This is a genomic window from Actinomadura rudentiformis (assembly GCF_008923185.1).
GTDB lineage: Bacteria > Actinomycetota > Actinomycetes > Streptosporangiales > Streptosporangiaceae > Spirillospora > Spirillospora rudentiformis.
Window position 1 is genome coordinate 336,219 of record NZ_WBMT01000006.1, and the last position, 23,338, is coordinate 359,556.

The window sequence follows — 23,338 nt, forward strand, 5'->3', positions numbered from 1 at the left end:
TGTTCCCGCTGCTGGGCCTCGGTGTCCTGATCAAGCTGCTGCTGTCCTACCTGCCCAAGCCCGACATCGACCTTCCCTCGGTCGACCTGCCGTCGATCCCGTGGCCGGACATCCCCTTGCCCGACATCTCGCTGCCGGATCTGCCGGACGTGTCCGTACCGTGGTGGATCAAGGCGATCGTGATCACGGCCAAGTACTGGATCCCGATCCTCATCGCGATCGGCGTGGCGATCCGCGAGGTGCGCAAGCGCAAGCAGGACTCGGACGCCAAGCAGGACTCAACCGCGCAGCAGGACTCAACCGCGCAGCAGGGCTCAGCCGCTGAGCAGGGCGAAGAGTCCGGCACAGGTGAGGGCGACCATGACGACCGCGATCGGAAGCTGGCCGCGGACGGTGCGGTGGGCGGGCTGGGTGCGCAGCGCGAGGTCGTGGGCGGCGATGGTGGCCGCGATGTGGCCGAGCACGATGGCGTTGACCTGCACCTGAGCGGTCAAGGTGGGGCCGGCGAGGTCGTAGTCGATCCGGTGGCCGGTCGAACCGAGCAGGTTCAGCCCGGTGCCGAACGGGTCGCTGGCGAGAATGAAGGTCATCTGCCCTTCGAGGACGAAGAAGGAGAAGTAGTGAGCCACGGTGTAGCCCAGCGCGATCGGCAGCAGAGTCGCCGCGAACCGCCCCGGTAGCTCGCCCGCGGCCTCCCCGGTGAGCGCCGCGCTCACCCGCATCCCCGCCAGGTACAGCACCGTGACAACGCCGATCGCGGCCGCCAGGCCCAGGGTTCCGGCGCTCAGGCTGCCGGGGTCGACGTTGTCACGCCAGTACGTGGTCCGCGTGATGCCGTCGAAGCCGGTCGAGCCGATCAGCACGCAGGCCGCCGCCACCAGACCGGGCTCGCCGGTGACCCGCATCAGCCCCGTCAACGGGGTTCGCAGCACCAGCGTCCCGTCACCGCGGCGGCCCACCGGGCACATCCGCGCCAGCAGGTTCGAGTAGGCCTCGAACCCGTCCCCTCGGGTGAACCAGTCCCGCCCGCACACCCGGGCCAGCGCCAGATTCACCGCCCCGTACGCGATGATCAGGACGCCGACCAGGCGCGGGTCGGAACGGTGCGGAGCCACCAGCTCCAGCCAGACGAAACCGGTCAGCCACGCCGCGGCGGGCCAGTAGCCCAGCCGTTTGGGGATCGGCCAGCGCCCGGCCGGGTCGGCCCGGGTGATCCTGCAGAGCCCGTCGTGCAGGGTCCGCAGCGGGTTGACCCGCCGCCATACCGGCCCCAGCAGCACACTGGCCGGCACCAGCCCCACCCAGAACGTCACGTACAGCGCCCACGGGGCCAGGTTGGCCTTCTCGCCCCCCGGTCCGGCCAGCGCGACCACCACCACGAACACCGCAGCCGCCAGCGCCACCGTGCGGCCGGCCCAGGTCAGCGCCGGTGAGTCCAGGGCGCGGGCGATACGGGCGGGCACCGGCCTGCCGCCCTCCGGACGCAGGCGGGGACGCCGCCACGCCACCGTGAGCGCCAGGAACGAGGCCGCCACCGCCGCGCCGCCGCCGACGATGGCGGCGACGGCGTCCAGCGGCAGGTCGGTCCGGCCGCCGAGCCCGTGCGCGAGCACCTCCACCGGTCAGCTCACCTGCAGCTCGAACACGCGGGCGCCGGAGTGGTGCAACTCGGCCTCGAACACCCCGGTCTTGTCGGCGACCACATCCAGGGTGCCGGGGCGGCCGGGTGACAGCTTGAGCGTCCGGTCATAGCCGTGCAGGTGGAACTCGTCGGCCTCGTCCGTGGTGACGGTGATGCGCACGGTGGCTCCGCGGCGTACCTTCACCCGGCCTTGCGCGTTCACCCCGTTCTGCGCGATCTCGACCTTGCCCCGGGAGACGGTCGCGCTGACGACGGTGACATCGGGCTTACGCGAAGGACCGGTGAATGTGGCGGGTGCAGACTTCGCCGTCCCCGTCCCGCTCGTGCCGCCGGAACCGCCTGTACCGCCGGACGGCGCAGCGGGCTCGCCGCACCCGGCGAGCGTCACAGCAACCCCTATGGCCACTGCCATCACCACTGTCCTCAGCCGTACGCCCCTCATGCCACTCCTTCCGAACAGGTGTTTCATCCCACAAACCGTGACACTAGACAATGACACATAGTGAAATGACATACTCCGGCCGGGATGGGTTTGTACCCCGTTTTGTCGGCTATGGGAGCACCCGTGTTGGATCGAGTGAGTGACACAGGACTGACCGTCGTGCTGCGGCTGGCCGCCCCCGAGGAGAAGCCCGCGGGCGGCGCGGCCCTGGATCAGATCGTCATCGCCACTGGCGGTGCCGCGCTCCTGACGGCGTTCCTGCTGGTGTTCGGATGGGGGCACCGCACCGGCCGGATCACGCTGCTGACACGGCTGGCCGGGTTCGCCCAGCGCGGCCCCGGCCGTGGCCTGCCCGGCTGGGCCGCGCTGCCGAGCGTGGTGGCGTTCCTCTCGCTGATCACCGCCCTGCTCGGCATGTACTGGGACATCTCCCTGCACATCTCGCACGGCCGTGACGAGGGCCCGCTGGCCAACATCGCGCACTACCCGATCCTCATCGGGCTGTTCGGCATCTTCACCGCCGGCGTCCTGGCGGTGGCGCTGCCCAAGGGCGAGCGGCCCGGCCCGGCCGCCGTCCGGGTCACCCGCGACTGGTACGCCCCGGTCGGCGGGGTCCTGCTGGCCGGCGCCGGGTTCTACGCCCTGCTGGGCTTCCCCCTCGACGACGTCTGGCACCGCATCTTCGGCCAGGACGTCACGCTGTGGGGCCCGACCCACCTCATGCTCATCGGCGGCGCGGGCCTGTCGCTGGTCGCCATGATGATCCTCGAACGCGAGGGCCGCCAGGCCGGACCGGCCGCCGGACAGGCGGCCGCGGTGCAGCCACCGGCCTGGGCACGCTGGATACGCCGAGGCATGATCGCGGGCGGGCTGCTGATCGGGCTGTCGGTCTTCCAGGCCGAGTACGACTTCGGCGTGCCCCAGTTCCGCCTCGTTCACCAGCCCCTGCTGATCGCGCTCGCCGCAGGCTGCGCGCTGGTCGCCGCCCGGCTGTGGGTCGGCCGCGGCGGAGCGATCTTCGCCGTCGTGTTCTACATGCTGGTCCGCGGAGGCGTTTCCGTCGTCGTCGGCCCCGTCATCGGCGAGCTGTGGGCGTCGGTGCCGCTCTACTTCGCCGAGGCCCTGTGCGTCGAGCTGGCCGCGCTCGTCCTCGCCCGGCGCCCGATCGCACTCGGCGCGGTCAGCGGCCTGCTCATCGGCACCGCCGGCTTCGCCGCCGAGTTCGGCTGGAGCCAGGTCGCCATGCGACTGCCCTGGACCGGCGACATCCTCGCCGAAGGCATGATCATGGCCGTGGTCGGCGGTGTCGCGGGCGGCCTGTGCGGTGCGCTGCTGGCCGAAGGGCTGGAAGGCAGGCTGCCGCGCCCGGCGGTCTCACGCGCGCTGTTCGCCGCAGCGCTCGCCGCCGTCGCCGCCGCCGTCGCGAACGGCCTGGTGATCTCCGTTCCCACCGACCAGAAGGCCACCGTCACCCTCACCAACGTCCAGGGCGGTCCCGCCAGCCGCACCGCGCACGCCCGCGTCGAGCTGGCACCCGACGGCGCCGTCGACGACCCGGCCTGGATCGCCATGACCGGCTGGCAGGGCCAGGGCCTGCACGTCGAACCGCTGATCCGCGAGCGCCAGGGCGTCTACCGGACGAGCAAGCCCATGCCGCTGCACGGCGACTGGAAGACGCTGATCCGCCTCCATGACGGCCGGACCCTGGCAGGCGTGCCCATCTACATGCCCGCCGACCCCGCCATCGGCGCCAAGGAACTCCCGGCGCCGCAGAGCTTCACCCGCGACGTTCAGAGCGAGAAGAGGATCCTGCAGCGCGAGCTCAAGTCCGACGTGCCCGGCTGGCTCTGGCTGGCCTCCTCCTCGGTGGTCCTGGTCTGCACGGTGATCCTGGTGATCGCGCTCGGGTGGGGCGTCTCCCGCGTCTCGCGCGTGATCCCGGCGCCCGCCGCCCGGACCGGCGACCGGCAGAAGGTCACCGCATGACAGTGGCCCAGATCCTCGCGGCCCATGTCTCGGTGGCAGACGGCGTGCTCGCCGCTCATCCGCTCATCAGCGCCGTGCCGTTCTTCGTGCCCACGTTCATCGTGGTCGCGGTGATCGCCGTCGTGGTCTGGCGCGACCGCCGCCGGGGCGACGACGAGGAGACCCGCGACCCCACCTAGGTTCTGTTGCTGCAGGTGCTGGCTCGCCGGCCACGCAGACCACATCGCCGCTGTGAACGTACGCGACCGCGCACGCTCGGCCTGGGTGTTCGACCCGAGCCCAAGCTCTCGGTCCTTCAGGACCGGGAGGGTGACAAAGACGCTGATGAGGTCGGCTCCTCGGAGCCGAGCACGTCCTCACCGTAGAGCGCCTGCACCCAGTTGAGCTGGTAGATGGTGTCGAGGTAGCGCTCGCCGAGGTCCGGGGCGATGGCCACCGCGGTGGGTTCGCTCTCGTCATGCTGGGCCAGCCAGTGCGTCGCGGCACTGACCACCGTGCCGGTGGAGCCGCCGAACAGAAACCCCTTTCTGGCCAGACGATGGCAGGCACGGATGGTGTCCGCCTCCTCGACACGTATCACCTCGTCCACGTAGGACTCGACGAGCAGCGGCGGAGGGACGCTCGTGCCCAGACCGGGAATCATCCGGCGGCCCGGGGCTCCACCGAAGGTCACCGACCCGACGCTGTCCACCGCGACGATCCGCACCCGGCGATGCCAGTTCCAGAAGTAGCGCGCACAGCCCATCAGGGTCCCGGTGGTGCCGGCCCCGACGAACAGCACGTCCAGTCGCGGGAAGCTGCGGGCGATCGCCGGCGCCGTCGTGCGGTAATGCGCCGTCCAGTTGCCCGGATTGGTGTACTGGTTGAGCCACACGTACCGGTCGTCGGAGGCGCACAGCGCACGGACGTAGTTGATCCGCGCGCCCAGGAAGCCGCCGTCGGCGTCCGGATCGGCGATGATGTGCACCTGGCTGCCCAACGCCTCCATCAGCCGCCTGGTCCCCAGGTTGCAGCGGGAGTCGGTCACGCACAGGAACTGGTAGCCCTTGCTCGCCGCGATCATGCTCAGTGCCACGCCCAGGTTTCCGGACGAGGACTCGACCAGGATCGACCGCGGCGTCAGGCTTCCGTCCCGCTCTGCGGCCTCCACCATCTCGGTCGCGGCCTTCAGCTTGATCGAACCGGCGAAATTGAAGCCCTCACACTTCAGGAAGAGCGACTGCCCGAAGATCGGCCGAAGGTCGATGTAGAGGTCTTCCTCATTGAAGTCCTGCGGAAAGCAAATGACTGACACGATGGCCCCCTGAATCTGCGTCAATGCACTAGCCGCTCATCCGTACCGGCTCAGCTCGTGGAAGAAGCCATCCACGACGTGCAGTTCGCCGGAGCGGGCCACCTCGTCGTAGACGTACTTGCCGACCGCGAGGTCGAGCACTCCGAGGCCGAAGGGCGAGAACACCAGCGGCCGGTCCGCCGGCACCGTCACCCGCCCGGCCATCACGTCGTCCAACGTGCCGTGCACGAAGTCCCGGTTGCCCGCGAGCTGTTCGGCCAGATGCGCGGAAGTTCCGGCCTTGAGGCAGTGTTCGATGTCGTCGACGATGTTGGCCGAGGCGAGCAGGATCTCCGGCGCGAGGTCGCGCAGCGACACGTGCAGCACCAGCGGATCGTGTTCGAACCACGACAGGTCCCTGACGTGCGGCTGACCGGCGACGGTGGCGAAGACCACCAGGTCGCTGGAGCGGATCAGCTGCTCGGCGCCGTCGTGCACGGTGATCCGGCCGGCGGTGCCCGACCGCTCCAGGTAACCGCGGAAGCCGGCCGCGTTGTCGGCGGACAGATCGTGCACGCCGATCTCGTCGAACGACCAGCCGGTGGCGTCCAGGAAGGTGTGGATGTAGCGGGCGATCAGGCCCGCCCCGAAGAACCCCACGCGCGTCGGGCGCCGCCGGCCGCGGCTGAGCCGGTCGGCCGCCGACGCTGCCGACGCGGCCGTCCTGGTGGCGCTGATGATGGAACTTTCCAGGCAGGCGAACGGGTAGCCGGTGTCGTGGTCGTTGAGGATCAGCACGGCCGAGGCCCGCGGGATGCCGGCCGTCACGTTCTCCGGGAAGCTGGAGATCCACTTCAGGCCGTCCACCCGCACCTGCCCGCCGATCGAGGCGGGCAGCGCGATGATCCGGGCGGACGGGCGGTCGGGGAAGCGCAGGAAGTAGGACGGCGGGTTCACCGAATCACCGGCGCCGTGCAACCGGTAGGCGGCCTCGACCAACTCCACGATCTGCTTCTCGCGGCCCTGGAGCGCCCGTTGGACCTGGGCACCGGAGATCACCGCGAACGGTGGCACGATGATGGGCTCGGGGATCGCGGATTCCGTTGCGATGGAACGGACGGAAGTCATCTGGAGATCACCTCGGTGGTCGGTGAGCAGTCGGCCAGACGCACCGGGTCGGCCATGGCGACGAGCACTTCCCGCGGTCCCTCGAAGGGCTCCCTGCTGTGCGCGGTGCGGACGTTGTCGACGAGCATCAGGTCGCCGGCCTGCCACGGCTCGCGTGCGGTGTTGGCCTCGTAGGCCTGGTTGAGCAGGTCCACGACGTTCTCGCCGACCGGGTCGCCGTTGCCGAAGCGGGTGTTGAACGGCAGCGCGTCGGCCCCGTAGGCGTCCACGAGGAACTCGTGGACCTCGGGGTCCATCGTCCACTCGTTGAGGAACGCGATCTGGTTGAACCAGCAGCGCCGGCCGGTGACCGGGTGGCGCACCACGGCGCTGCGGCGCTGCCTGGTACGCAGTCCGCCGTCGGGCTGCCATTCGAACTCGATCCCGTTGGCGCGGCAGTAGCTCTCGACGGCGCCACGGTCCTCGGTGCCGAACGACTCGGCGACGGACGCCCCGATCTCGTCGTTGTAGGTGCGGGTGAGCAGCCAGCCTTCCCGCTCGAACCGCTCGACAAGCGCAGCCGGCAGCGCGTCGAGCACGGTCGGCGAGTCGGCCACCGCGGTCGCCCCGCCGACGGTGGGCGCCCTGAGGCACGCGAACATCATCAGGCCGGGGAAATCAAGCCTGTAGCTCAGTTCGTGATGCATGCACATCTGCTGGTTCGGGGGCCACTTCGGCGCGGAGTACACCCCGTCGGAGTAGATCCGCCGGGACGCGAAGGACTCCTTCTCGACCATCAGGCTGGTGGCCAGCCGCCGGAAGACGGCGCCGGTCTCGGCCGCGTCGCTCAGCCCCAGGCCGCGGACCAGGACCGAACCGTGCTCGGCGACGACGGCGCGCAACGCGTCCCGATGCCCGGCCGCCCAGTTCGGCGCGTCACCCGTGGCCTCGGCCCGCAGCATCGCAGGCCTGCCGGGTCGCAGATCCAGGTCGAGCAGTGACGCGGTGAATGAGGAGATCATCTTGATTCCCTTCAGTTGCCACTCGAAGAGGAAGCCAACGGCTCGGCGGCGCCCGGGGAGCGCCGCTCGATGTCACCGACCCCGTCCCTGCCGTCGACCAGCCCGGCCAGCTCGGCGAGGATCGGATGCCGGGTGATGTCCTTGAGGGACACCGCACGGTCCAGGGTGATCGCCAGCTTCACCGCCGCCAGCGACGTGCCGCCCCGGTCAAAGAAGTGGTCCCGCCGTCCGATCTGGTCCTGCGGGATGCCGAGCACCTTCGCCCATGCGGCCGCCAGCCGCCGCTCGGTCGGCGTGCTCGGCGCGAGGGGATCCTCCCCGGCGGCGTCGAGCTCTCCGGCGAGAGCCGTCAGGGCCTTCCTATCGATCTTGCTGTTGCCGGTCAGCGGCAGACCTTCCCGCCAGTGGAAGGCCGAGGGGACCATGTACTCGGGCAGCGACTCGCCCAGCCGGTCCCGCAGGAAGCCGACCTTGAGCGGCCGCTGACCGGAGTAGAAGGCCACCAGATGCCTGCTCTGGCCGGCACGCTCGGCGACCACCACGGCGCCGTCGCGGACACCGGGCACCCGCAGCAGGGCATTCTCGATCTCGCCGATCTCGATCCGGAAGCCACGGATCTTGACCTGGGTGTCCCTGCGGCCGAGGTACTCCAGCTTGCCGTCGGGCCGCCAGCGGCCGTGATCGCCGCTGCGGTAGAGCCGCCGGCTTTCGCGGTGCGGATCGGTCATGAAGGCCGACCGGGTGCGCTCGGGGTCGTTGACGTACCCGCGGCCGACGCAGATCCCCGAGAAGACGATCTCGCCGGGGGCGCCCAGCGGCACCGGTGCCAGGTGCTCGTCGACGACGTAGGCGTACACGTTGTTGACGCAGCGACCGAGCGGGACCCGTTCGCCGTCCGGTGCCCGGTCCATGACCTCGTGGTTGGTGTCGTCCGAGGTCTCGGTCAGCCCGTAGGCGTTGACCAGCCTGATCCCGGGCTCGGCCGCGAACCAGCGCTGCGTGAGCTCCTGCTTCAGGGCCTCGCCGGTGACCGACACGCACCGCAGGTCCGGCAGCTCGCGGGGGTGCCGCCCCGAACGGTCGTGCCGCTCCAGGTACGACAGCACGGCTTCGAGGTACGACGGCACGACCTGGAGCACCGAGACCCGGCCACGGGCGATCGTGTCGACGAACCGCTGGACGTCCAGGATCACCTCCTGCCCGACCAGCAGGGTCCGCCCCCCGACCAGGAGCGCGGAGACCAGTTGCCACAGCGAGATGTCGAAGCACTGGGGTGCGGTCTGGGCGACCACCTGGCCCTCGCCGATCTCCAGGTCGTCGATCTTGGCGTAGAGGTGGTTGAGCATGCCCGCGTGCTCGCACATCGCGCCCTTGGGCTCACCGGTGGAACCGGAGGTGAAGTAGATGTAGGCGAGCTGGTCCGGCGCGACGTGGACACCGAGATCGTCATCGGCATGGTTGTCGTAGGCCGCGTCGACGAAGAGCGTCTGAACTCGGGGCAGCGATCCGAGGGCCGCCTTGAGCGTGGTGGCGCTGCCGGCTTCGGTGAGCACGAGGCCGCAACCGGCGCGAGAGACCGCGGTCGCGATGCGCTCGGCCGGGAAATGCGGCTCGATGGGCAGGTACACGCCACCGGCCTTGAAGATCGCGAGGACGGCGGCCATCCAGTCCAGGTTGCGCTCGGTCACCACCGCGACGACACCTTCGCGGCGCAACCCCCGCGCCAGCAGGGCTCGTCCCAGCCGGTTGGCACGGGCGTTGAGCTCCCGGTAGGTCCACCGCCGATCGCCGTGCACGGCCGCGACGGCGTCCGGGTGTGCCCGCACCCGCTGCTCGAACAGCTCGTGGAAACGGCGGTCCGGCAGCTCCCGGCGCGGTCCGGCGAGCCCGTCGAGCTGGAAGCGGAGTTCCTCGGCGGACAGCAGGCTCTGCCGCCCATGGTCGGCATCCGGATCGGCGGCGATCAGCGCGAGCGCGGTGAGGTGGTAACCGGCCACCCTGGCGGCGCCGTCAGCGTCGAGCACGTCGGTCCGGTACCGCAGCCGCAGGGCGAGCCCGCCGCCGTGTGGATCGTGTGGATCGTGTGGCGAGACCCCCACCGACAGCACGGTGTCCTCGGCGAGGTCGCCGCCGTCGCCGGTCGGATCGAACACGGTCTCGAACGATGGTCCGGTCAGGCCCAGCTCGCGCCTGAGATCGGCGACCGGAAAGTCCTTGCGCGACTGCAGCTCCGACTCGACGCGACGGGTGTCCAGCAGCAACGTCCGCCACGAGCCGGGTTCGGTCGTCACCCGGCAGGGCAACGGCCGGCCGCCCTCCACGGCGACGTAGCCGGTCAAGACCTCGCGCTCGCCGGACAGCGCGGCCAGCACCTTGGCGTGCGCGGCCAGCAGCACCGAGCTGAGCGGCATCGCCGGCTCGTCCACCGGCCTGCGCAACGCCGCCACGAGGTCGTCGGGGATCGTCGCCTCGTGCTCGGCGATGCCCGGCACAGGATCAAGGGTCCATCGCGGGATCGCAGTGCGGCCGCCGGCGACGAGCACGCCGCGCCAGAACTCGCGGTCGGCCTGCCCTAGCTCTTTCATTGGACCTTCCCTCCACTCACCGTTGCCGAGGGGCCGTTCGCCTCTGGTCGTCCAGCCGGTTGAGCGCGCTGGGCGAGATGGTTCCGCTGCCCGTTCAGCGCTGCCGGGGCCTGGTTGTGGGCATCTCGCATCCCCCTGGCTGGGTTTCCGCCCCACCGTTCGTGCGGTGGGACTTCTTCGCCCTTCATCAGGAAGCAGCCGGCGGTGAGCACGGCGCAGTCGCCGATCGTCACGCCGTAGTGGACATGGGCGCCGATCCCGAGGGTGACCTGGGAGCCGAGGGTGGAGTGGTCGGATTTGAAGGTGCCGTCCTCCTGCGAGTGGCACTGGATCGTGCTCATCTCGTTGAGCGTGCAGCCGTCCCCGATGGCGACCAGCGCCCGCTCCGGCATGCCGCAGCCGTCGTTGAAGACCCTGCGGCCGACCCTGGCACCCAGCCGCCGCAGGATCACGTTGATGAACGGAGTACCGACGAAGGCCGCGAGGTAGGACATCGAAGGCACTTTCCAGTACCGTTCGTGCCGCCACATGGCGGGTTCGTAGATCGAGCAGAGCAGCACAGGCAGGGGCTTGAACCCCGTGACGACGCGTTCGACCAGAACCCAGTAGGCGGCGCCGGACAGGAGGGTGGAGACGATCCCCAGCGCGATCACCGCCGCTCCGAGCGCGTGGTAGAGGTCCGCGGCGATGCCCGCAAGCAGGATGGTCACGAAGACGAACATCCACCGCGTCAGCAGGCACAGCCCGATGCTGGCGATGTTGTGCCTGTTCTTGGCGGCGAGGCGGCGGCGGAACTCCTCCCCGGTCTTCAGATGGTCGAAGCTGCTGTCACGCTCGACCGACCGCGGAATCTCGAAAGCAGGTGAGCCCAGGAGCCCGACGTTCTCCCGGACCTTCCCGTCGATGGGTACCATGACCTTCGTCGCGAGCAGGCAGTTGTCGCCGGTCTTGCCCTTCGAGGGATAGGCGACGCCGTTTCCGAGGAAGTTGTGTGCCCCGATCGACGCCCGGGACACCCGGAAGGACGTGCTTGAGAAATCGGCGTTCATCATCGACAGCGCGTCGGCGACCATCGTTCCGCTGCCGACCGAGCTCAGGTACGGGCTCTCGTGCTTGACGTTGCCGCCGAAGTTCGCCCCGGTCTGGACGACCTTTCCGAGGTCGTATCCGATGCCGCGCAGATAGTGGACGATGTAGGAGCTGTCGCCGAACAGGTTGCTCAAGAACTTGACATTGGTCAGCCGCACGATCGTCCGGTGGACCCCGTAGTGGAAGCCGTACAGGGGATAGACCTTGTCCGCCTTGATCGCGAGATTGAGCACGCGAGGGACGGTGCAGACGACGACGAGGCCGACGAGCACTGAGCCGAAGAACAGCACGAAGGACATGGCCAGGGCGTCGAGGTAGAACCTCCAGCCTGTGAGTGCCAGGGCCCCCTCGCCCATGAGCGCGTTGAGCTTCGGGACCTCAGCCAACAGCATGGCCAGGCCGCCGATCCCCAGCGGAACATACACAAGGATCACGCTCAGCAGCTGTGAGACGGTGTAGACGGCTCTCCGCAGGGTGCCGCAGCCGGTGGGATCGCACTCCAGGAAGTCCACGTCGGTCCGCTGCCCAGGGGTTCCGTGCCAGTGCTCGCCGTCGGGCACGGCCTGCCCGGCGAGCAGCGAAGAGGCATGGCCGAGTTGCGCCCCGTCGCCCATCGAGGTCTCGATGTCGATCACCGTCGACTCGCTGACCACCACGTCGCTCCCGAGGGTGACCGCGCCGGTCTGGATGAGCCCGGCGTGGGCTCGGTAGCCGTTGAAGTAGGAGTCCTTACGGATGACCGTGCCGTCGCCGACGGTCAGCAGGTCGGTGCACACCGGCACGTGCCTGGAGAAGATCGCGACGCCTCGCCCGACTTTCGCGCCCAGCGCCCTTATATAGAGCACGTAGAGCGGCGAACCGGCGAACAGGGCCAGCGGGTTCGACCGGACCAGCGTCTTGACGGTCCAGAAGCGCACGTACGCCAGGCTCCAGATGCGGATCTGCCGGGGCTTCCACCGGCCAATGAGAATCCATTTCGCCAGGATCGGCAGGATGCACACACCGAGGAAGCTCGCGCCACCGAAGACGACCGACCGCAAGTAGATCCCGATCGAACCCGAGCCGGCGGAGATCCATTCGTAGCCTCGAGCGGCGACAAGTGCGGCAAGGTAGGAATATCCGAGGAAAATCAGGAACTGCAGCGTCCCGCAGAGGACGTACGGCAACGTGCCGACCGGTGCAGCCACCTCAATCGGCGCCGGGGCCGGCGACTTGACAGGGGTGGGCCCGGCGTCCGCGAGGGCCGTCGCCAGGCTTCTGACCGTCGGGTACCGGTAGATGTCCCTCATCGACACCGACGGCAGGTCCGCCTGCTTCCTGACCCGTGCACAGAAATGGGCCATCACCAATGAGTCAGCACCCAGGTCATCGAAGAAGTGGCCATCGACCGGCACCTGCTCGACGCGCACGACGTCGGCCAGCACCTCGGCGAGGATCCGCTCGGTGCGGGTCGCCGCGCCCGCGTGGCCGCTCTGGCTGGTTGAGGGTCCCCCCAGATCGGCTGTCGAGATCTCGCCGGATTTCCCCAACACCTCAGCTCCTTGACAGTAATTGCCAATGCCTATGTGTCCACACTCGGAACCGGATGTTCAGCGCTCCTCAACGACTCGTCAGCATTGGCTCATCTTGCCAAGATGGCCACGTCCAGCCTTGATCATCATCAGGAGGGCATGACCATCCGATCGAACTCCTCATCGGCTATCGAGCCATGGCAGCCATGATTTAAGACGAGCCCGGTCACTTTTGGTAAGAACGTCCTCGCCGGGCGAGATACCGTGCTCGACATCAACACCGCACGGCCACGTAAAATCACGGCCACGTAAAATGGAGACCTCGGCACCTGGCCTTCCAGGGATGCCCTGGCGATGCCCCTCGTGCTGTTCTTCGGCGGCGGCCTGCCCGCCGGGCTCGTCTCGTGCTCACCGTGCCTCGCCTGGCGCACCTCGCACGGTGTTCGACGCCCGGAAGCGAATGTTCAGCGATCCTCAACTGCCCCTCATTGGTGCCTCAAACTTCCCTGCCACGGGTGGTCGGGGGCAGGCCGCCGGGGGACGATTGGACTGGTCAGGGATTGTTTTCGCTACGCCGTGGTGTGGCAAGTGACGCTGAGGCGCAGTCCATGGCCCGGTTGGGGGGCGGATTGTGGAACCGCATCGGGCGCTGGTGATCGAGGACGCGGCGGACGTCCGGCTGCTGCTGTGCGAGGTGCTGCAGAAGTCCGGCTTCGAGGTATGGGAGGCCGCGACAGGACAGCGGGGCCTCGACCGCGTCGACGAGGTGGAGCCCGATCTGATCACGCTTGACCTCACGCTGCCGGACCTGGACGGGATCGAGGTGTGCCGGCGGCTTCGCACCATGACCACCGCCTACATCGTCGTGCTGACCGCCCGGCTGGAGGAGGCCGACCGGCTAGTGGGCCTGGAGGTGGGCGCCGACGACTACGTCACCAAGCCTTTCTCGGTGCTGGAGTTCCGGGCGCGTGTGGCGGCGATGTTCCGTCGGCCCCGCACTGCGGCGACGTCGGAGGGCCGCAAGCCCAAGACCCTCCGGTTCGGCGAGCTCGCGATCGACGAGGAGAGCCGGGAGGTGCGCCTGTCCGGCCGGCTCGTGGACCTTACAAAGATCGAGTTCGAGCTGCTGGCGATCCTGGCCTCGAATCCGCGGCGGGTGTGGGAGCGGGAGACACTGACCCGGCTGGTCTGGCGGACCGAGTGGCCGGGAAACGACCACGTCATCGACGTCCACATCGCCAACCTGCGGCGCAAGCTGGGCGACGACGCCCGGTCGGGCCGTTGGATACGCACGGTGCACGGCGTGGGCTACAGATTGGGGGAATGATCGCCCATGTGCTCGCGCGGCCCTTCGTTCTCGCCCACCACGGCGGCCACGTCCACCGCCTCACGCCGCATCTGGCCGAGGAGGCCGGCGGCGTCGGCGGTCCGGCCCCGCCGGACGAGCGCCTCCATCTCGCCCATCAGCGCGGCCAGGCGGGCGGCCCCCATCATGGCGCTGCCCGACCGGAGATCGAGCATGACGCGGCGCGCGTCCGCGGCGTCGCCGCGTTCGAGGGCCAGCTCGATCTCGGCGAGCCGCCGGGGCAGCAGGTCCAGGTACGTCCGGATGAACGCCTTCAGGATGTTCTCTCCGACGTCCCGGCGCAGGCTGTCCAGCACGCAGCGGTCGATCGGGGGATCGCCCCGCCGCCCCACCGGGTTCAACGGTCCCGCCTCGCCGCGATCCCGGCCCGCCGGGCTGCCCGCGGTCTCATCGGCGGCCTGGGATCCATCGGGTACCTCTCCGCAGGCTCGGCGCGTGAGTACCACCACAGGCTCAGATGCCGACGTTCACCGAACGTCTCGCCAGAATCATGCTTCCGTCAAGAAGCCGAGGCCATAAGAGGGGATCCACGGTGTTGCTCGAACCACTGAACCACTGGGTCCTGACCGAGCTGCCGCGGCTCAACCGGTCGATCCTGGCGGGAGCGAAGCCGCCCGGGACACTGGTCGCGGAATTCTCACGGTCGGTCCTGGCCGACCTTCCGCCGCCGGAGGAGCTCGACCCCGCGGACGCACGGCGGCTCACGGTGCTGCTGGGGCTGTCGGGATCGTGCGTGGCGCGGCACTTCCAGGAGGAGGACCTGTCGCGCAAGGCCAGGCCGCGCGAGTCGTTCGCGGCCCTGCGCGCGGGGTCGTGCGGCATCCCGTTCCCCGACTACTTCGCCCGGCTGACCAGGACGACGCGCACCGGGCATCCGGCGCGGGACTGCTACGCCTCGCTCGTCCGCTGGAACGTTCCGACCATCGAGGTCAGGATCGGCGGCGGCCCGGTCGTCTCCGTCCTCCCGGGGTGCTTCGCCGACCTGCGCGTCAGGACTTACACCGGCGATCCCAGTGAGGTCTCGTTCTTCGAGCTGCTGAAGAAGTCGGAGGCGCTCGAACTCGCCGCCAACCAGGCGCTCGCCCCCATCGCCGACGGCGACGTGCACATCCTGTCAGCCGAGGCGGAGCGGCGGACCAGGCTGGCCACGGCCCTGCTGCTGGACGTCGCCCACCTGAACCACGACTTCGCCAAGCGGCCTCCCGACCGGGGCGGGCTGCGTCCCGGCCACTTCATGGACGTCTTCCGGCAGTTCGCCGTGCACTGGGAGCGCGGCGACGTCCCGCCCAGCGGCGCCCAGGACCCCGAGTTCCACCGCCGCGACTTCCTCCTCGGGATCGCGTTCCCGGACTATGACACGCACATCAGGCGCAACTTCCCGGCGATGCTCGACGAAGAGCGCAGGACCCTCACCGCCCTCATGGGCCGCCCGTCGCTGACGGCGGCCCTGCTGGAGGCGCTCGGGCTGGACGACGCGACGCTGGAGGCGATGACGTTCGAGCAGACCCGCGCCGCCCTCCGCCGCCACCCGATGCTCGGCGCGTGGTACTGCCTGCTCAACGCCAACGCCAAGGTCGGCGCCGTCCACCTCATGCTCGCCGAGAAGTACCTCTTCAAACCGCAGCACATCCGGGACACGACCGGCGTCGGTGACCGGCCCCTGGTGTCGAACCGGACGGGCACGACGGGCATGGACGAGCCGATGCTCGTCCGCCTGGCCAGAGCGCGCCAGCGCCACGCGCTGCGCCGGTTCGGTCCCCCGACGGTCCGCAGGCCCGACCGTTCCCTGCTGAACGCGCCGGACCTGGAGGACACCCGGCCGGGGTTCACCGCGGACGTCACGCTCGTGGGATCGCGATCATGATGGGCGCGAGCCACCGGGTCGTCGCGATGGTGACATTGGTCGTGACCGTCGCCATCGCCGTGCTGGCCGCCGGGTTGGTCATCGGCGACGCCGCGGCGCTCGGGCTCGGGCTGCCGGCCGTGGCGGTGCTCGGCGGGGCCGGGCTGCTGATTGCGCGCACCGCGGCTCGCGACGAGCACGCCCTGGCCCACGCCCGAGCGGTAGAGCGGGAGGCGCGCGCCGACGCCGACCGGCTGCTCAAGGTGATCGACAACACCTCGGCCGTCATCTACATGCGCGACGTCCGCGGCCGCTACCTCCTGGTCAACCGCCAGTACGAGCAGCTGTTCGGCGTCCGGCGGGAGGACCTGGTGGGCCTGACCGACCACGACCTGTTCGCCAAACCGGTCGCCGACGCCTTCCGTGCCAACGACCTCAAGGCGCTGGCCCAGGAGACGCCGACCGTGATGGAGGAGGCCGCGCCCCAGCCCGACGGGACCCACACCTACATCACCGTGAAGTACCCGATCACCGACGTCGACGGCCACCCGTACGCGGTCTGCGGCATCTCCACCGACATCACCGACCGCAAGCGCGCGGAAGAGCAGGTGCGGCGGCTCAACGCCGAGCTTGAGCACCGGGTCAGGGAGCGGACCGTGGAGCTCGAGGCCTCGACGCGCGAGCTGGACGCCTTCGCCTACTCGGTGTCGCACGATCTCAGGGCGCCGCTGCGCACGCTCAACGGGTTCAGCGAGGCGCTGCTGGAGGACTACAGCGCCCGCCTCGACCAGACGGGCCGGGACTATCTGCGCCGGATCGGGGCCGCCGCCGACCGCATGGGCGGGCTGATCGACGATCTCCTCAATCTGTCCCGCGCGTCGCGGGCCGAACTGCGCCGCCGGCCGGTGGACCTGACCGCGCTGGCCGAACAGATCGCCGACGAGCTCAGCCACGCCGATCCCGACCGGAAGGTCGAGCTGACGGTCCAGCGGGGACTGGCCTGCATGGGCGACTCCGCGCTGCTCGAACTCGTGCTGCGCAACCTGCTCTCCAACGCCTGGAAGTTCACCTCCAGGCGCGCGACCGCGCGGATCGACGTCGGCGCGGTCCGCGACCGCAGCGCGGACGACGGAGCCGTCAGCGATGACGGCGCGTCCGGTGTCTTCTACGTGCGCGACAACGGCGTGGGCTTCGACGAAGCCTACGCGCACAAGCTGTTCGTCCCGTTCCAGCGCCTCCACCCCGCGATCGACTTCAGCGGCAACGGCGTCGGGCTCGCGATCGTGGCCCGCGTCGTGGCCCGCCACCACGGCCGGATCTGGGCCGAGGGCACGCCTGGTCAGGGTGCGGCGTTCTACTTCACGGTGGACGCCCGGCCCGGAACGGACGGGTCATGAGAGACGCGCCGATCCTGCTGGTCGAGGACAATCCCGACGACATCACGCTGACCCTGCGGGCGTTCGCCAAGAACGGCGTCGGCAACGAGATCGTCGTGCTGACCGACGGGGAGCTGCTGCTCACCCGGCTGCTGCCCGCGGACGGCACCAGCCCGCTGCGGCCCGCGATCATCCTCATGGACATCCACCTGCCCAAGTTCAGCGGGCTCGAGCTGCTCCAGCGGATCCGGTCGGACGAACGCACCCGGTACGTCCCGGTGATCATGCTCACCACGTCCACGGAGGAGCGCGACGTCGTCGCGAGCTACCAGCTGGGCGCCAACAGCTTCGTGTGCAAGCCGGTCGCCTACGACGAGTTCCTCCGGACTGTGCGGACGCTCAGCGCGTACTGGCTCGACATCAACAAAAGGTGCCCGTCGTCGGAGTGCCCGCCATGACGGCCCCGGTCCGCCTCCTGCTCTGCGAGGACGACGACGACGACGCGGTCCTCATCGTCACCCACCTCCGGCGCGACGGCCTGGACGTGACGTACGAGCGGGTGGAGACGGCCGAGGCCGCGGCGCGCGCACTGCGCGGCCACCCACCCGACATCATCATCTCCGACTACCGCATGCCCGCCTTCACCGCGGAGGACGCGCTGCGGCTGCTCCACGAGACCGGCCTCGACATCCCGTTCATCCTGGTCTCCGGGCAGATCGGCGACGAGCACGCCGCAGCGCTCATGAGGGACGGCGCGCACGACTTCATCAGCAAGGACCATCTGACCGGGATCGCCCCCGCGGTCCGCAGAGAGCTCCAGGACGCGCAGGTGCGGCGCCGCCGGCGAGAGGCGGAGAACGCCCTGCGCAAGAGCGAGCAACGCTTCCGGCTGTTCGCCGAGAACGCGCCGGACATCATCTTCCGCTACCGGTTGCTGCCCAGTGAGGAGCTCGAGTACGTCAGCCCGGCGGCGGCCCTCATCCTCGGCCACCGTCCGGACGAGTTGTGCGGCGACCCCGGCCATGTGCTGTCCTTCGTGGATCCGGCCGACCGGCCCGCTCTGGAGAGGTCCTGGCACTCCGCGGCGCCCGAGCCGCTCGTCGTCCGCTGGCACCGCCCCGACGGGACGACCGTCTGGACCGAGCAGCGGGCCGTCGCCGTCCGGGATGAGCACGGGCGGCCGGCAGCGGTCGAGGGCATTCTGCGCGACATCACCGCGCAGGTGGCCGCGCAGCGGGAACGGGAACGGCTGGAGCACCGGCTGCGCCAGGTGGAGCGGCTCGACTCCCTCGGCAAGCTCGGCGGCGGCGTCGCCCACGACTTCAACAACCTGCTCATGGTCATCCTCGGCCACGCGGAACTGGCGCTGGAGTCCGCGCCGGACGACAGCGCCGTCCGGGACGATCTCGAACGCATCCAGCGGGCGGCCGAGCGCGGCGCCTCGCTCACCCGCCAGCTCCTCATCTTCAGCCGCCTGGAGCCCTCGCGGCCGGAGATCCTCGACCTCAACGCGGTGGTCGAGGACACCGGGCAGCTGCTGCGCCGCACGATCGGCGAGGACGTCGAGCTGATCGCCGAGCTCGAACCCGGTCTCAACACGGTCAGGATGGACCGCAGCAAGCTGGAGCAGATCTTGCTCAACGTCCTGCTCAACGCCCGCGCCGCGATGCCCGAGGGCGGCCGCGTGACGATCCGCACGGCCGGCGTGGAGGCCGCGGGCGTGCCGCCCATCGTGCGCCTCAGCCTCACCGACACCGGCTTCGGCATGTCGCCCGAGGTGGCCGAACGCGCCTTCGAGCCGTTCTTCACCACCAAGCGACGGGGCCAGGGCACCGGGCTCGGCCTGTCCACCGTCTACGGCGCCGTGAAGGAGGCGGGAGGCGAGATCGGCATCGAGTCCGAACCAGGTGAGGGCACGACCGTCACCATCGACCTGCCCGCCACGCGCGAGCCCGCGCCCGCGGCGGTTGATTCCGGTCCCGCGCGGCCGCATCGCCGGGACGCGACTGCCCTCGTGGTGGAGGACGACGGCGAAGTCCGCGACCTCGTGGAGACCATGCTGGCCCAGTCGGGCTACCAGGTGATCGACACCGCCTCGCCCATCGAGGCGCTCCGGATCGCGGATGCCGGCGAGCCCTGGATCGACGTCCTGCTCGCGGACGTCGTGATGCCCGGGATGTCGGGCGTCGAGCTCGCGGAGCGGATCAGGCGCGCGCGCCCGGCCGTCCCCGTGCTGCTGATGTCCGGGCACACCACCGGCTCCCTGCCGAGCGGCGTCGTCCTGCCGCCGCGCACCGCCCTCATCCGCAAGCCGTTCACCTCCGCCGACCTGCTGGCCCAGCTCGACGCCATCCTCGGACCCGGAGGATGAGTCACGAGCTGATCAGGCGCGAGCAACACGGCCGCCCGCAGTTCGCACGGCCCGCGACCACTACCACTGACTTCGTACTACTCCGTCTCGTCTAGGGTGCGGGCATGACATCGCAGCCCGGCTCCCCCGGCTATCTCACGGAGCTGTTCTCCCTGAAAGGCCGGGTGGCCCTCGTGACCGGCGGCAGCTCGGGCATCGGCCGCGCCATCGCCGAGGCGCTGGCGCGGGCGGGGGCGAGCGTCGTGGTGGTGGCGCGGCGTGAGGCCGAGCTCGCCGCCACGGTCTCGGCGCTGGAGGACCACGGCTGCCGGGCCGCGTGGGTCAGCGCCGACCTGGGCTCCCGCGACGGTGTCCGCGGCGCCGCCGAGGAGGCCGTCAAGCCGTTCGGCGAACCCGACATCCTCGTCAACTCGGCGGGTATCAACCTGCGGCCCCCGATGGGCGAGATAGGCGACGAGGTCTGGGACGCCACGATGGCGGTCAACCTGCAGGCCCCGTTCCTGCTGGGTGAACGGTTCGGGCCCGGCATGGCGCGACGCGGCTTCGGCCGGATCATCCACGTCTCCTCCCAGCAGGCCTTCCGAGCGTTCGTGCAAAGCGGCGCGTACGGGGTGTCCAAGGCCGGGCTGGAGGGCCTCGCCCGTTCCCAGGCCGAGGCCTGGTCACCGCACGGTGTCACCTGCAACACGCTCGTGCCCGGGTTCGTGATGACACCGCTGAACGCCCGGCTGTCCAGCGACCCCGAGAAGGTGGCCGCGCTGGCCGCCCGCACGATGGCCGGCCGCAACGGCCTGGCCGAGGACTTCGCAGGCGCGGCGGTGTTCCTGGCCAGCCGCGCGTCCGCGTACGTCACGGGCCAGGCGCTCTTCGTCGACGGCGGGCTCTCCAGCCATTGAGCTGCCGGACGAGCCGCGCTTGTGTCAGGACCACAGGCCGGTCAGCTCGAGCGCCTGCCGCGGCGTGCTCGCATGGCAGATGCCCGACAGCGGGCGGCCCTGCTCGTCCAGGACGTGCCACCCGCCGAGCTGGACGACGGGCACCCGGCCCGACCGCATCGCCAGCGCCAGCTCCGACAACGTCCCCCACGACCCGCCGATGACGATGACGGCGTCCGCGGCGTTGACGATCACGTTGTTGCGCGCCTCGCCGAGACCGGTGGGGATCGCGACCGTGAGCGCGGGATCGGCGGAGGAACGGTCTGCGGCGGGCAGCACGCCCACGACGATGCCGCCCGCCGACCGCGCGCCACCGGCCACGGCGGCCATCACGCCGCCCTGCCCGCCGCAGATCACGACGGCCCCCCGTTCGGCCAGCAGCCGGCCCGTCGTGCACGCGTCCTGCCATTCCTCCTCCGAGCACATCCGCGGCCCGCACACCGCCACCTGGAGCGGCACTACTGGGCCGCGTGCTCGGTGGCGATCCGGTCGATCCGCCGGGCCAGATCGAAGTCCTTGACGGTCAGCCCGCCGGCGCTGTGGGTGCTCAGCGCGAACGTGACGGTGCGCCAGCGGATGTCGATGTCGGGATGGTGGTCGGCCTCCTCGGCGGCCCGCGCGACCTCGACCACCAGATCGATGCCCGCCAGGAACGAGGGAGCCGTCAGCTCCCGGCGGATCTCGTCCCCGGCGCGGGACCAGTCGGGCAGCTCCTTGAGATGGGTGGTGATGGCGTCGTCGTCGAGAGTGCCGGCCATCGCTCTCTCCTTTCGGTATGCCTCGCTCCCGAGTACATCACCCCGAGCTCGTGAGGTCATAGATCGTCACGCCTCCGACGGTCCTGGGCGTGAAGTTGGCCGTGACCCAGGTGCTGATCTGCTGCGCGGCGTCGCTGCCGCCCGAGGACCGCCCCATCCCGCCGCCCAGGCCCCAGCCCGTGCCGCCGCCGATGAAGTAGTGGATCTTCTTCTCCCGGACGTACTGCTGGAACCGGGCGAGCGTGGGCGCCGGGTCGGTGCCGTTGAACCCGCCGACCGCCATCACCGGCTCACCGGTCGCCAGCTGGTACCCGGCCGCGTTGTTCGACCGGACGGCCGCCGCCACCCAGGTGTAGGAGCCCGCGTCGGCCTTCAGCAGGGCCGTCAGCTCCGCGCTCGGCGTCGTGGCGTTCAGCAGGCCGCCCGGACCGCCGCCCATGCCGCCTCCGCGGGCCCCGCCCAGGCCGCCCGGCCGTTGACCCCGGGCCTGACCTGCGCCGCCGCCGAAACCATCGCCGTCCTGCCTTGGCGCGAAGCCTGTTTGCATGCCCGGCGGCCGGCCGCCGGGGAAGCCGCCCCGAGGCCCGCCGGGTCCACCGCCCGGACCGCCGCCCGTCGACGGCCCGGCCGTGACGATCGCTCCGCGCTTCGGCGTGGTCACCGTGTCCACGGCGTACGCGGCCGGGCCGGCGAACGCCGTGACCATCGCCAGCACCGCGGCGCCCGCCACCACCACGCGCGGCAGCCACACCGTGGCGAGCAGGAGCCCGGCGGCGACCAGTCCGCCGAGCAACACGACCGGTCCCAGCCACGGGTGCCAGTCCTGCGTGCGGCCGAGCAGCACGTACGACCACACCGCCGTCACCGCCAGCGTGCCCGTGAGGACGGCGGTGGCCGCCGTGGTGCGCCGTCGCTGCCACAGCAGAGCCGCGCCCATGCCCACCAGCGCCGCCACCGCCGGGGCGAGCGCGACCGTGTAGTACTCGTGGAAGATCCCCTGCATGAAGCTGAAGATCAGCGCGGTGACGAGCAGCCAGCCGCCCCACAGGGCGAACGCCGCACGCGCCGGATCGGGACGCGGCGCGCGCCGGGTGATCCACAGCCCGGCCGCCAGCAGGATCAGGGCGGCGGGAAGCAGCCAGGAGATCTGGCCCCCGATCGTGTCCCCGAACATGCGCAGCCAGCCCGCGTCCTGGTTGAGGTTGCCCAGCCCGCCGGTCTCGTCGCCGTTCAGCCGTCCGAGCCCGTTGTAGCCCAGCGCCAGCTCCATCACGCTGTTGTGCTGCGAGCCGCCGATGTACGGGCGAGACCCGGCGGGGACGAGCGCGACGACCGCCACCCACCAGCCCGCTGACACCACCATCGCGGCACCCGCCAGGAGCAGTTGCCAGATCCGGCGCCGCACCGGGGTCGGCGCCACCGCCAGATAGACGAGCGCGAACACCGGAACGACCAGGAACGCCTGCAACATCTTGGCCAGGAACGCGAACCCCACGCACGAACCCGCCAGTACCAGCCAGCCGGTGCGCGCGTTCTCCTGGGCCCGCACCAGCGCGTACGCCGCCACCGTGAGCAGTAGGACGAGCAGCGCGTCGGGATTGTTGAAGCGGAACATCAGGGCGGCGACCGGCGTGAGCGCCAGCGCGGCGCCCGCCAGCAGCCCGGCGCCCGCGCCGAAGCCCCGGCGGACGGTCGCGTACAGCGTGCCGACGGTGGCCACGCCCATCAGCGCCTGCGGGACGAGGATGCTCCAGGAGTTGACCCCGAACACGCGCGCCGTCAGGGCCATCGGCCACAGCGCGGCCGGTGTCTTGTCGACCGTGATGGCGTTGGACGCGTCGGAGGAGCCGAAGAAGAACGCCTTCCAGTCCGACGCCCCGGCCTGGACCGCGGCCGAGTAAAAGGAGTTCGCCCAGCCCGACGAACCCAGATCCCACACGTACAGGACCGCCGTCAGCGCGAGCAGGGCCAGCAGCGCGGGCTTGGCCCAGCGTGCGTCATGTGTCGATGTCGTAGTCGATGTCATGTGAGA

Annotated in this window: 19 protein-coding genes; 8 read left to right on the top strand and 11 right to left on the bottom strand. The window is 70.3% G+C overall.

Annotated elements, in window-relative coordinates; genetic code table 11:
• Positions 1 to 314: 314 nt before the first annotated feature.
• Positions 315 to 1,619, bottom strand: coding sequence for a hypothetical protein (locus tag F8566_RS15185; RefSeq protein WP_151560842.1), 1,305 nt, complete (start codon positions 1,617 to 1,619; stop codon positions 315 to 317).
• A gap of 3 nt (positions 1,620 to 1,622) precedes the next feature.
• The gene (locus F8566_RS15190) at positions 1,623 to 2,054 is read right to left on the bottom strand and encodes a cupredoxin domain-containing protein (RefSeq protein WP_151560843.1); all 432 of its coding nucleotides are present in this window, start codon (positions 2,052 to 2,054) and stop codon (positions 1,623 to 1,625) included.
• 165 nt (positions 2,055 to 2,219) lie between these two features.
• On the opposite strand from F8566_RS15190, the gene F8566_RS15195 reads away from it, so the two are divergent.
• Entirely contained in the window at positions 2,220 to 4,070 is a 1,851-nt protein-coding gene (locus F8566_RS15195; RefSeq protein ID WP_151560844.1) for a hypothetical protein, read from the top strand.
• A complete protein-coding gene (locus F8566_RS15200) occupies positions 4,067 to 4,249 on the top strand; it encodes a hypothetical protein (protein ID WP_151560845.1) in 183 nt (60 codons plus the stop codon). Before F8566_RS15195 ends, F8566_RS15200 begins: the two co-directional genes overlap by 4 nt.
• Positions 4,250 to 4,365: 116 nt before the next feature.
• On the opposite strand, the gene sbnA is transcribed toward F8566_RS15200, so the two are convergent.
• Genes sbnA through F8566_RS15230 form a run of 5 tightly spaced genes read right to left on the bottom strand, consistent with a single transcriptional unit; the run spans position 4,366 to position 12,678 of the window.
• The gene (gene sbnA / locus F8566_RS15210; protein ID WP_151560846.1) at positions 4,366 to 5,364 is read right to left on the bottom strand and encodes a 2,3-diaminopropionate biosynthesis protein SbnA; all 999 of its coding nucleotides are present in this window, start codon (positions 5,362 to 5,364) and stop codon (positions 4,366 to 4,368) included.
• Positions 5,365 to 5,400: 36 nt separating this feature from the next.
• Positions 5,401 to 6,471: a 2,3-diaminopropionate biosynthesis protein SbnB gene (gene sbnB / locus F8566_RS15215; protein WP_151560847.1), complete on the bottom strand. Its 1,071-nt coding sequence runs from the start codon at positions 6,469 to 6,471 to the stop codon at positions 5,401 to 5,403.
• Positions 6,468 to 7,472, bottom strand: a complete 1,005-nt coding sequence (locus F8566_RS15220; protein ID WP_151560848.1) for a TauD/TfdA family dioxygenase — start codon at positions 7,470 to 7,472, stop codon at positions 6,468 to 6,470. The genes sbnB and F8566_RS15220 overlap by 4 nt, the downstream gene beginning before the upstream one ends.
• An 11-nt stretch (positions 7,473 to 7,483) precedes the next feature.
• Positions 7,484 to 10,057, bottom strand: a complete 2,574-nt coding sequence (locus F8566_RS15225) for a non-ribosomal peptide synthetase (protein ID WP_151560849.1) — start codon at positions 10,055 to 10,057, stop codon at positions 7,484 to 7,486.
• The gene (locus F8566_RS15230; protein ID WP_225993194.1) at positions 10,054 to 12,678 is read right to left on the bottom strand and encodes a Pls/PosA family non-ribosomal peptide synthetase; all 2,625 of its coding nucleotides are present in this window, start codon (positions 12,676 to 12,678) and stop codon (positions 10,054 to 10,056) included. The genes F8566_RS15225 and F8566_RS15230 overlap by 4 nt, the downstream gene beginning before the upstream one ends.
• Before the next feature lie 610 nt (positions 12,679 to 13,288).
• On the opposite strand from F8566_RS15230, the gene F8566_RS15235 reads away from it, so the two are divergent.
• On the top strand, positions 13,289 to 13,984 hold the full coding sequence (locus tag F8566_RS15235; protein WP_151560850.1) for a response regulator transcription factor: 696 nt from the start codon (positions 13,289 to 13,291) through the stop codon (positions 13,982 to 13,984).
• Here the strand turns inward: F8566_RS15235 and F8566_RS15240 are convergent.
• Complete coding sequence (locus F8566_RS15240; protein WP_151560851.1) at positions 13,966 to 14,472, bottom strand: Hpt domain-containing protein; 507 nt, start codon at positions 14,470 to 14,472, stop codon at positions 13,966 to 13,968. The genes F8566_RS15235 and F8566_RS15240 overlap by 19 nt on opposite strands.
• 83 nt (positions 14,473 to 14,555) lie before the next feature.
• Between F8566_RS15240 and F8566_RS15245 the strand changes: the two genes are divergently transcribed.
• The 5 genes from F8566_RS15245 (at position 14,556) to F8566_RS15265 (ending at position 20,509) form a co-directional block, all read left to right on the top strand.
• Complete coding sequence (locus F8566_RS15245) at positions 14,556 to 15,887, top strand: hypothetical protein (RefSeq protein ID WP_151560852.1); 1,332 nt, start codon at positions 14,556 to 14,558, stop codon at positions 15,885 to 15,887.
• Positions 15,884 to 17,263: a sensor histidine kinase gene (locus tag F8566_RS15250; RefSeq protein ID WP_151560853.1), complete on the top strand. Its 1,380-nt coding sequence runs from the start codon at positions 15,884 to 15,886 to the stop codon at positions 17,261 to 17,263. The genes F8566_RS15245 and F8566_RS15250 overlap by 4 nt, the downstream gene beginning before the upstream one ends.
• Positions 17,260 to 17,700: a response regulator gene (locus tag F8566_RS15255; protein WP_151560854.1), complete on the top strand. Its 441-nt coding sequence runs from the start codon at positions 17,260 to 17,262 to the stop codon at positions 17,698 to 17,700. Before F8566_RS15250 ends, F8566_RS15255 begins: the two co-directional genes overlap by 4 nt.
• Positions 17,673 to 19,613 (top strand): response regulator, encoded by a 1,941-nt coding sequence (locus F8566_RS15260; protein ID WP_225993195.1) that lies wholly within the window; start codon positions 17,673 to 17,675, stop codon positions 19,611 to 19,613. The genes F8566_RS15255 and F8566_RS15260 overlap by 28 nt, the downstream gene beginning before the upstream one ends.
• Positions 19,614 to 19,717: 104 nt before the next feature.
• The gene (locus tag F8566_RS15265) at positions 19,718 to 20,509 is read left to right on the top strand and encodes an SDR family NAD(P)-dependent oxidoreductase (RefSeq protein WP_151560855.1); all 792 of its coding nucleotides are present in this window, start codon (positions 19,718 to 19,720) and stop codon (positions 20,507 to 20,509) included.
• A gap of 24 nt (positions 20,510 to 20,533) precedes the next feature.
• On the opposite strand, the gene F8566_RS15270 is transcribed toward F8566_RS15265, so the two are convergent.
• Genes F8566_RS15270 through F8566_RS15280 form a run of 3 tightly spaced genes read right to left on the bottom strand, consistent with a single transcriptional unit; the run spans position 20,534 to position 23,332 of the window.
• Entirely contained in the window at positions 20,534 to 21,007 is a 474-nt protein-coding gene (locus tag F8566_RS15270; RefSeq protein ID WP_151560856.1) for a TIGR00725 family protein, read from the bottom strand.
• Positions 21,007 to 21,306, bottom strand: a complete 300-nt coding sequence (locus F8566_RS15275) for a 4a-hydroxytetrahydrobiopterin dehydratase (protein ID WP_151560857.1) — start codon at positions 21,304 to 21,306, stop codon at positions 21,007 to 21,009. Before F8566_RS15275 ends, F8566_RS15270 begins: the two co-directional genes overlap by 1 nt.
• Positions 21,307 to 21,343: 37 nt before the next feature.
• Complete coding sequence (locus F8566_RS15280; protein WP_151560858.1) at positions 21,344 to 23,332, bottom strand: glycosyltransferase family 39 protein; 1,989 nt, start codon at positions 23,330 to 23,332, stop codon at positions 21,344 to 21,346.
• Positions 23,333 to 23,338: the final 6 nt, after the last annotated feature.

What these genes read in the sequence shown, in the direction of transcription:
- F8566_RS15190 (WP_151560843.1), bottom strand. Translation starts at nt 2,054, where the DNA reads ATGGCAGTGGCCATAGGGGTTGCTGTGACGCTCGCCGGGTGCGGCGAG.
- F8566_RS15200 (WP_151560845.1), top strand. Translation starts at nt 4,067, where the DNA reads ATGACAGTGGCCCAGATCCTCGCGGCCCATGTCTCGGTGGCAGACGGC.
- sbnB (WP_151560847.1), bottom strand. Translation starts at nt 6,471, where the DNA reads ATGACTTCCGTCCGTTCCATCGCAACGGAATCCGCGATCCCCGAGCCC.
- F8566_RS15220 (WP_151560848.1), bottom strand. Translation starts at nt 7,472, where the DNA reads ATGATCTCCTCATTCACCGCGTCACTGCTCGACCTGGATCTGCGACCC.
- F8566_RS15225 (WP_151560849.1), bottom strand. Translation starts at nt 10,057, where the DNA reads ATGAAAGAGCTAGGGCAGGCCGACCGCGAGTTCTGGCGCGGCGTGCTC.
- F8566_RS15250 (WP_151560853.1), top strand. Translation starts at nt 15,884, where the DNA reads ATGATGGGCGCGAGCCACCGGGTCGTCGCGATGGTGACATTGGTCGTG.
- F8566_RS15255 (WP_151560854.1), top strand. Translation starts at nt 17,260, where the DNA reads ATGAGAGACGCGCCGATCCTGCTGGTCGAGGACAATCCCGACGACATC.
- F8566_RS15265 (WP_151560855.1), top strand. Translation starts at nt 19,718, where the DNA reads ATGACATCGCAGCCCGGCTCCCCCGGCTATCTCACGGAGCTGTTCTCC.
- F8566_RS15275 (WP_151560857.1), bottom strand. Translation starts at nt 21,306, where the DNA reads ATGGCCGGCACTCTCGACGACGACGCCATCACCACCCATCTCAAGGAG.
- F8566_RS15280 (WP_151560858.1), bottom strand. Translation starts at nt 23,332, where the DNA reads ATGACATCGACTACGACATCGACACATGACGCACGCTGGGCCAAGCCC.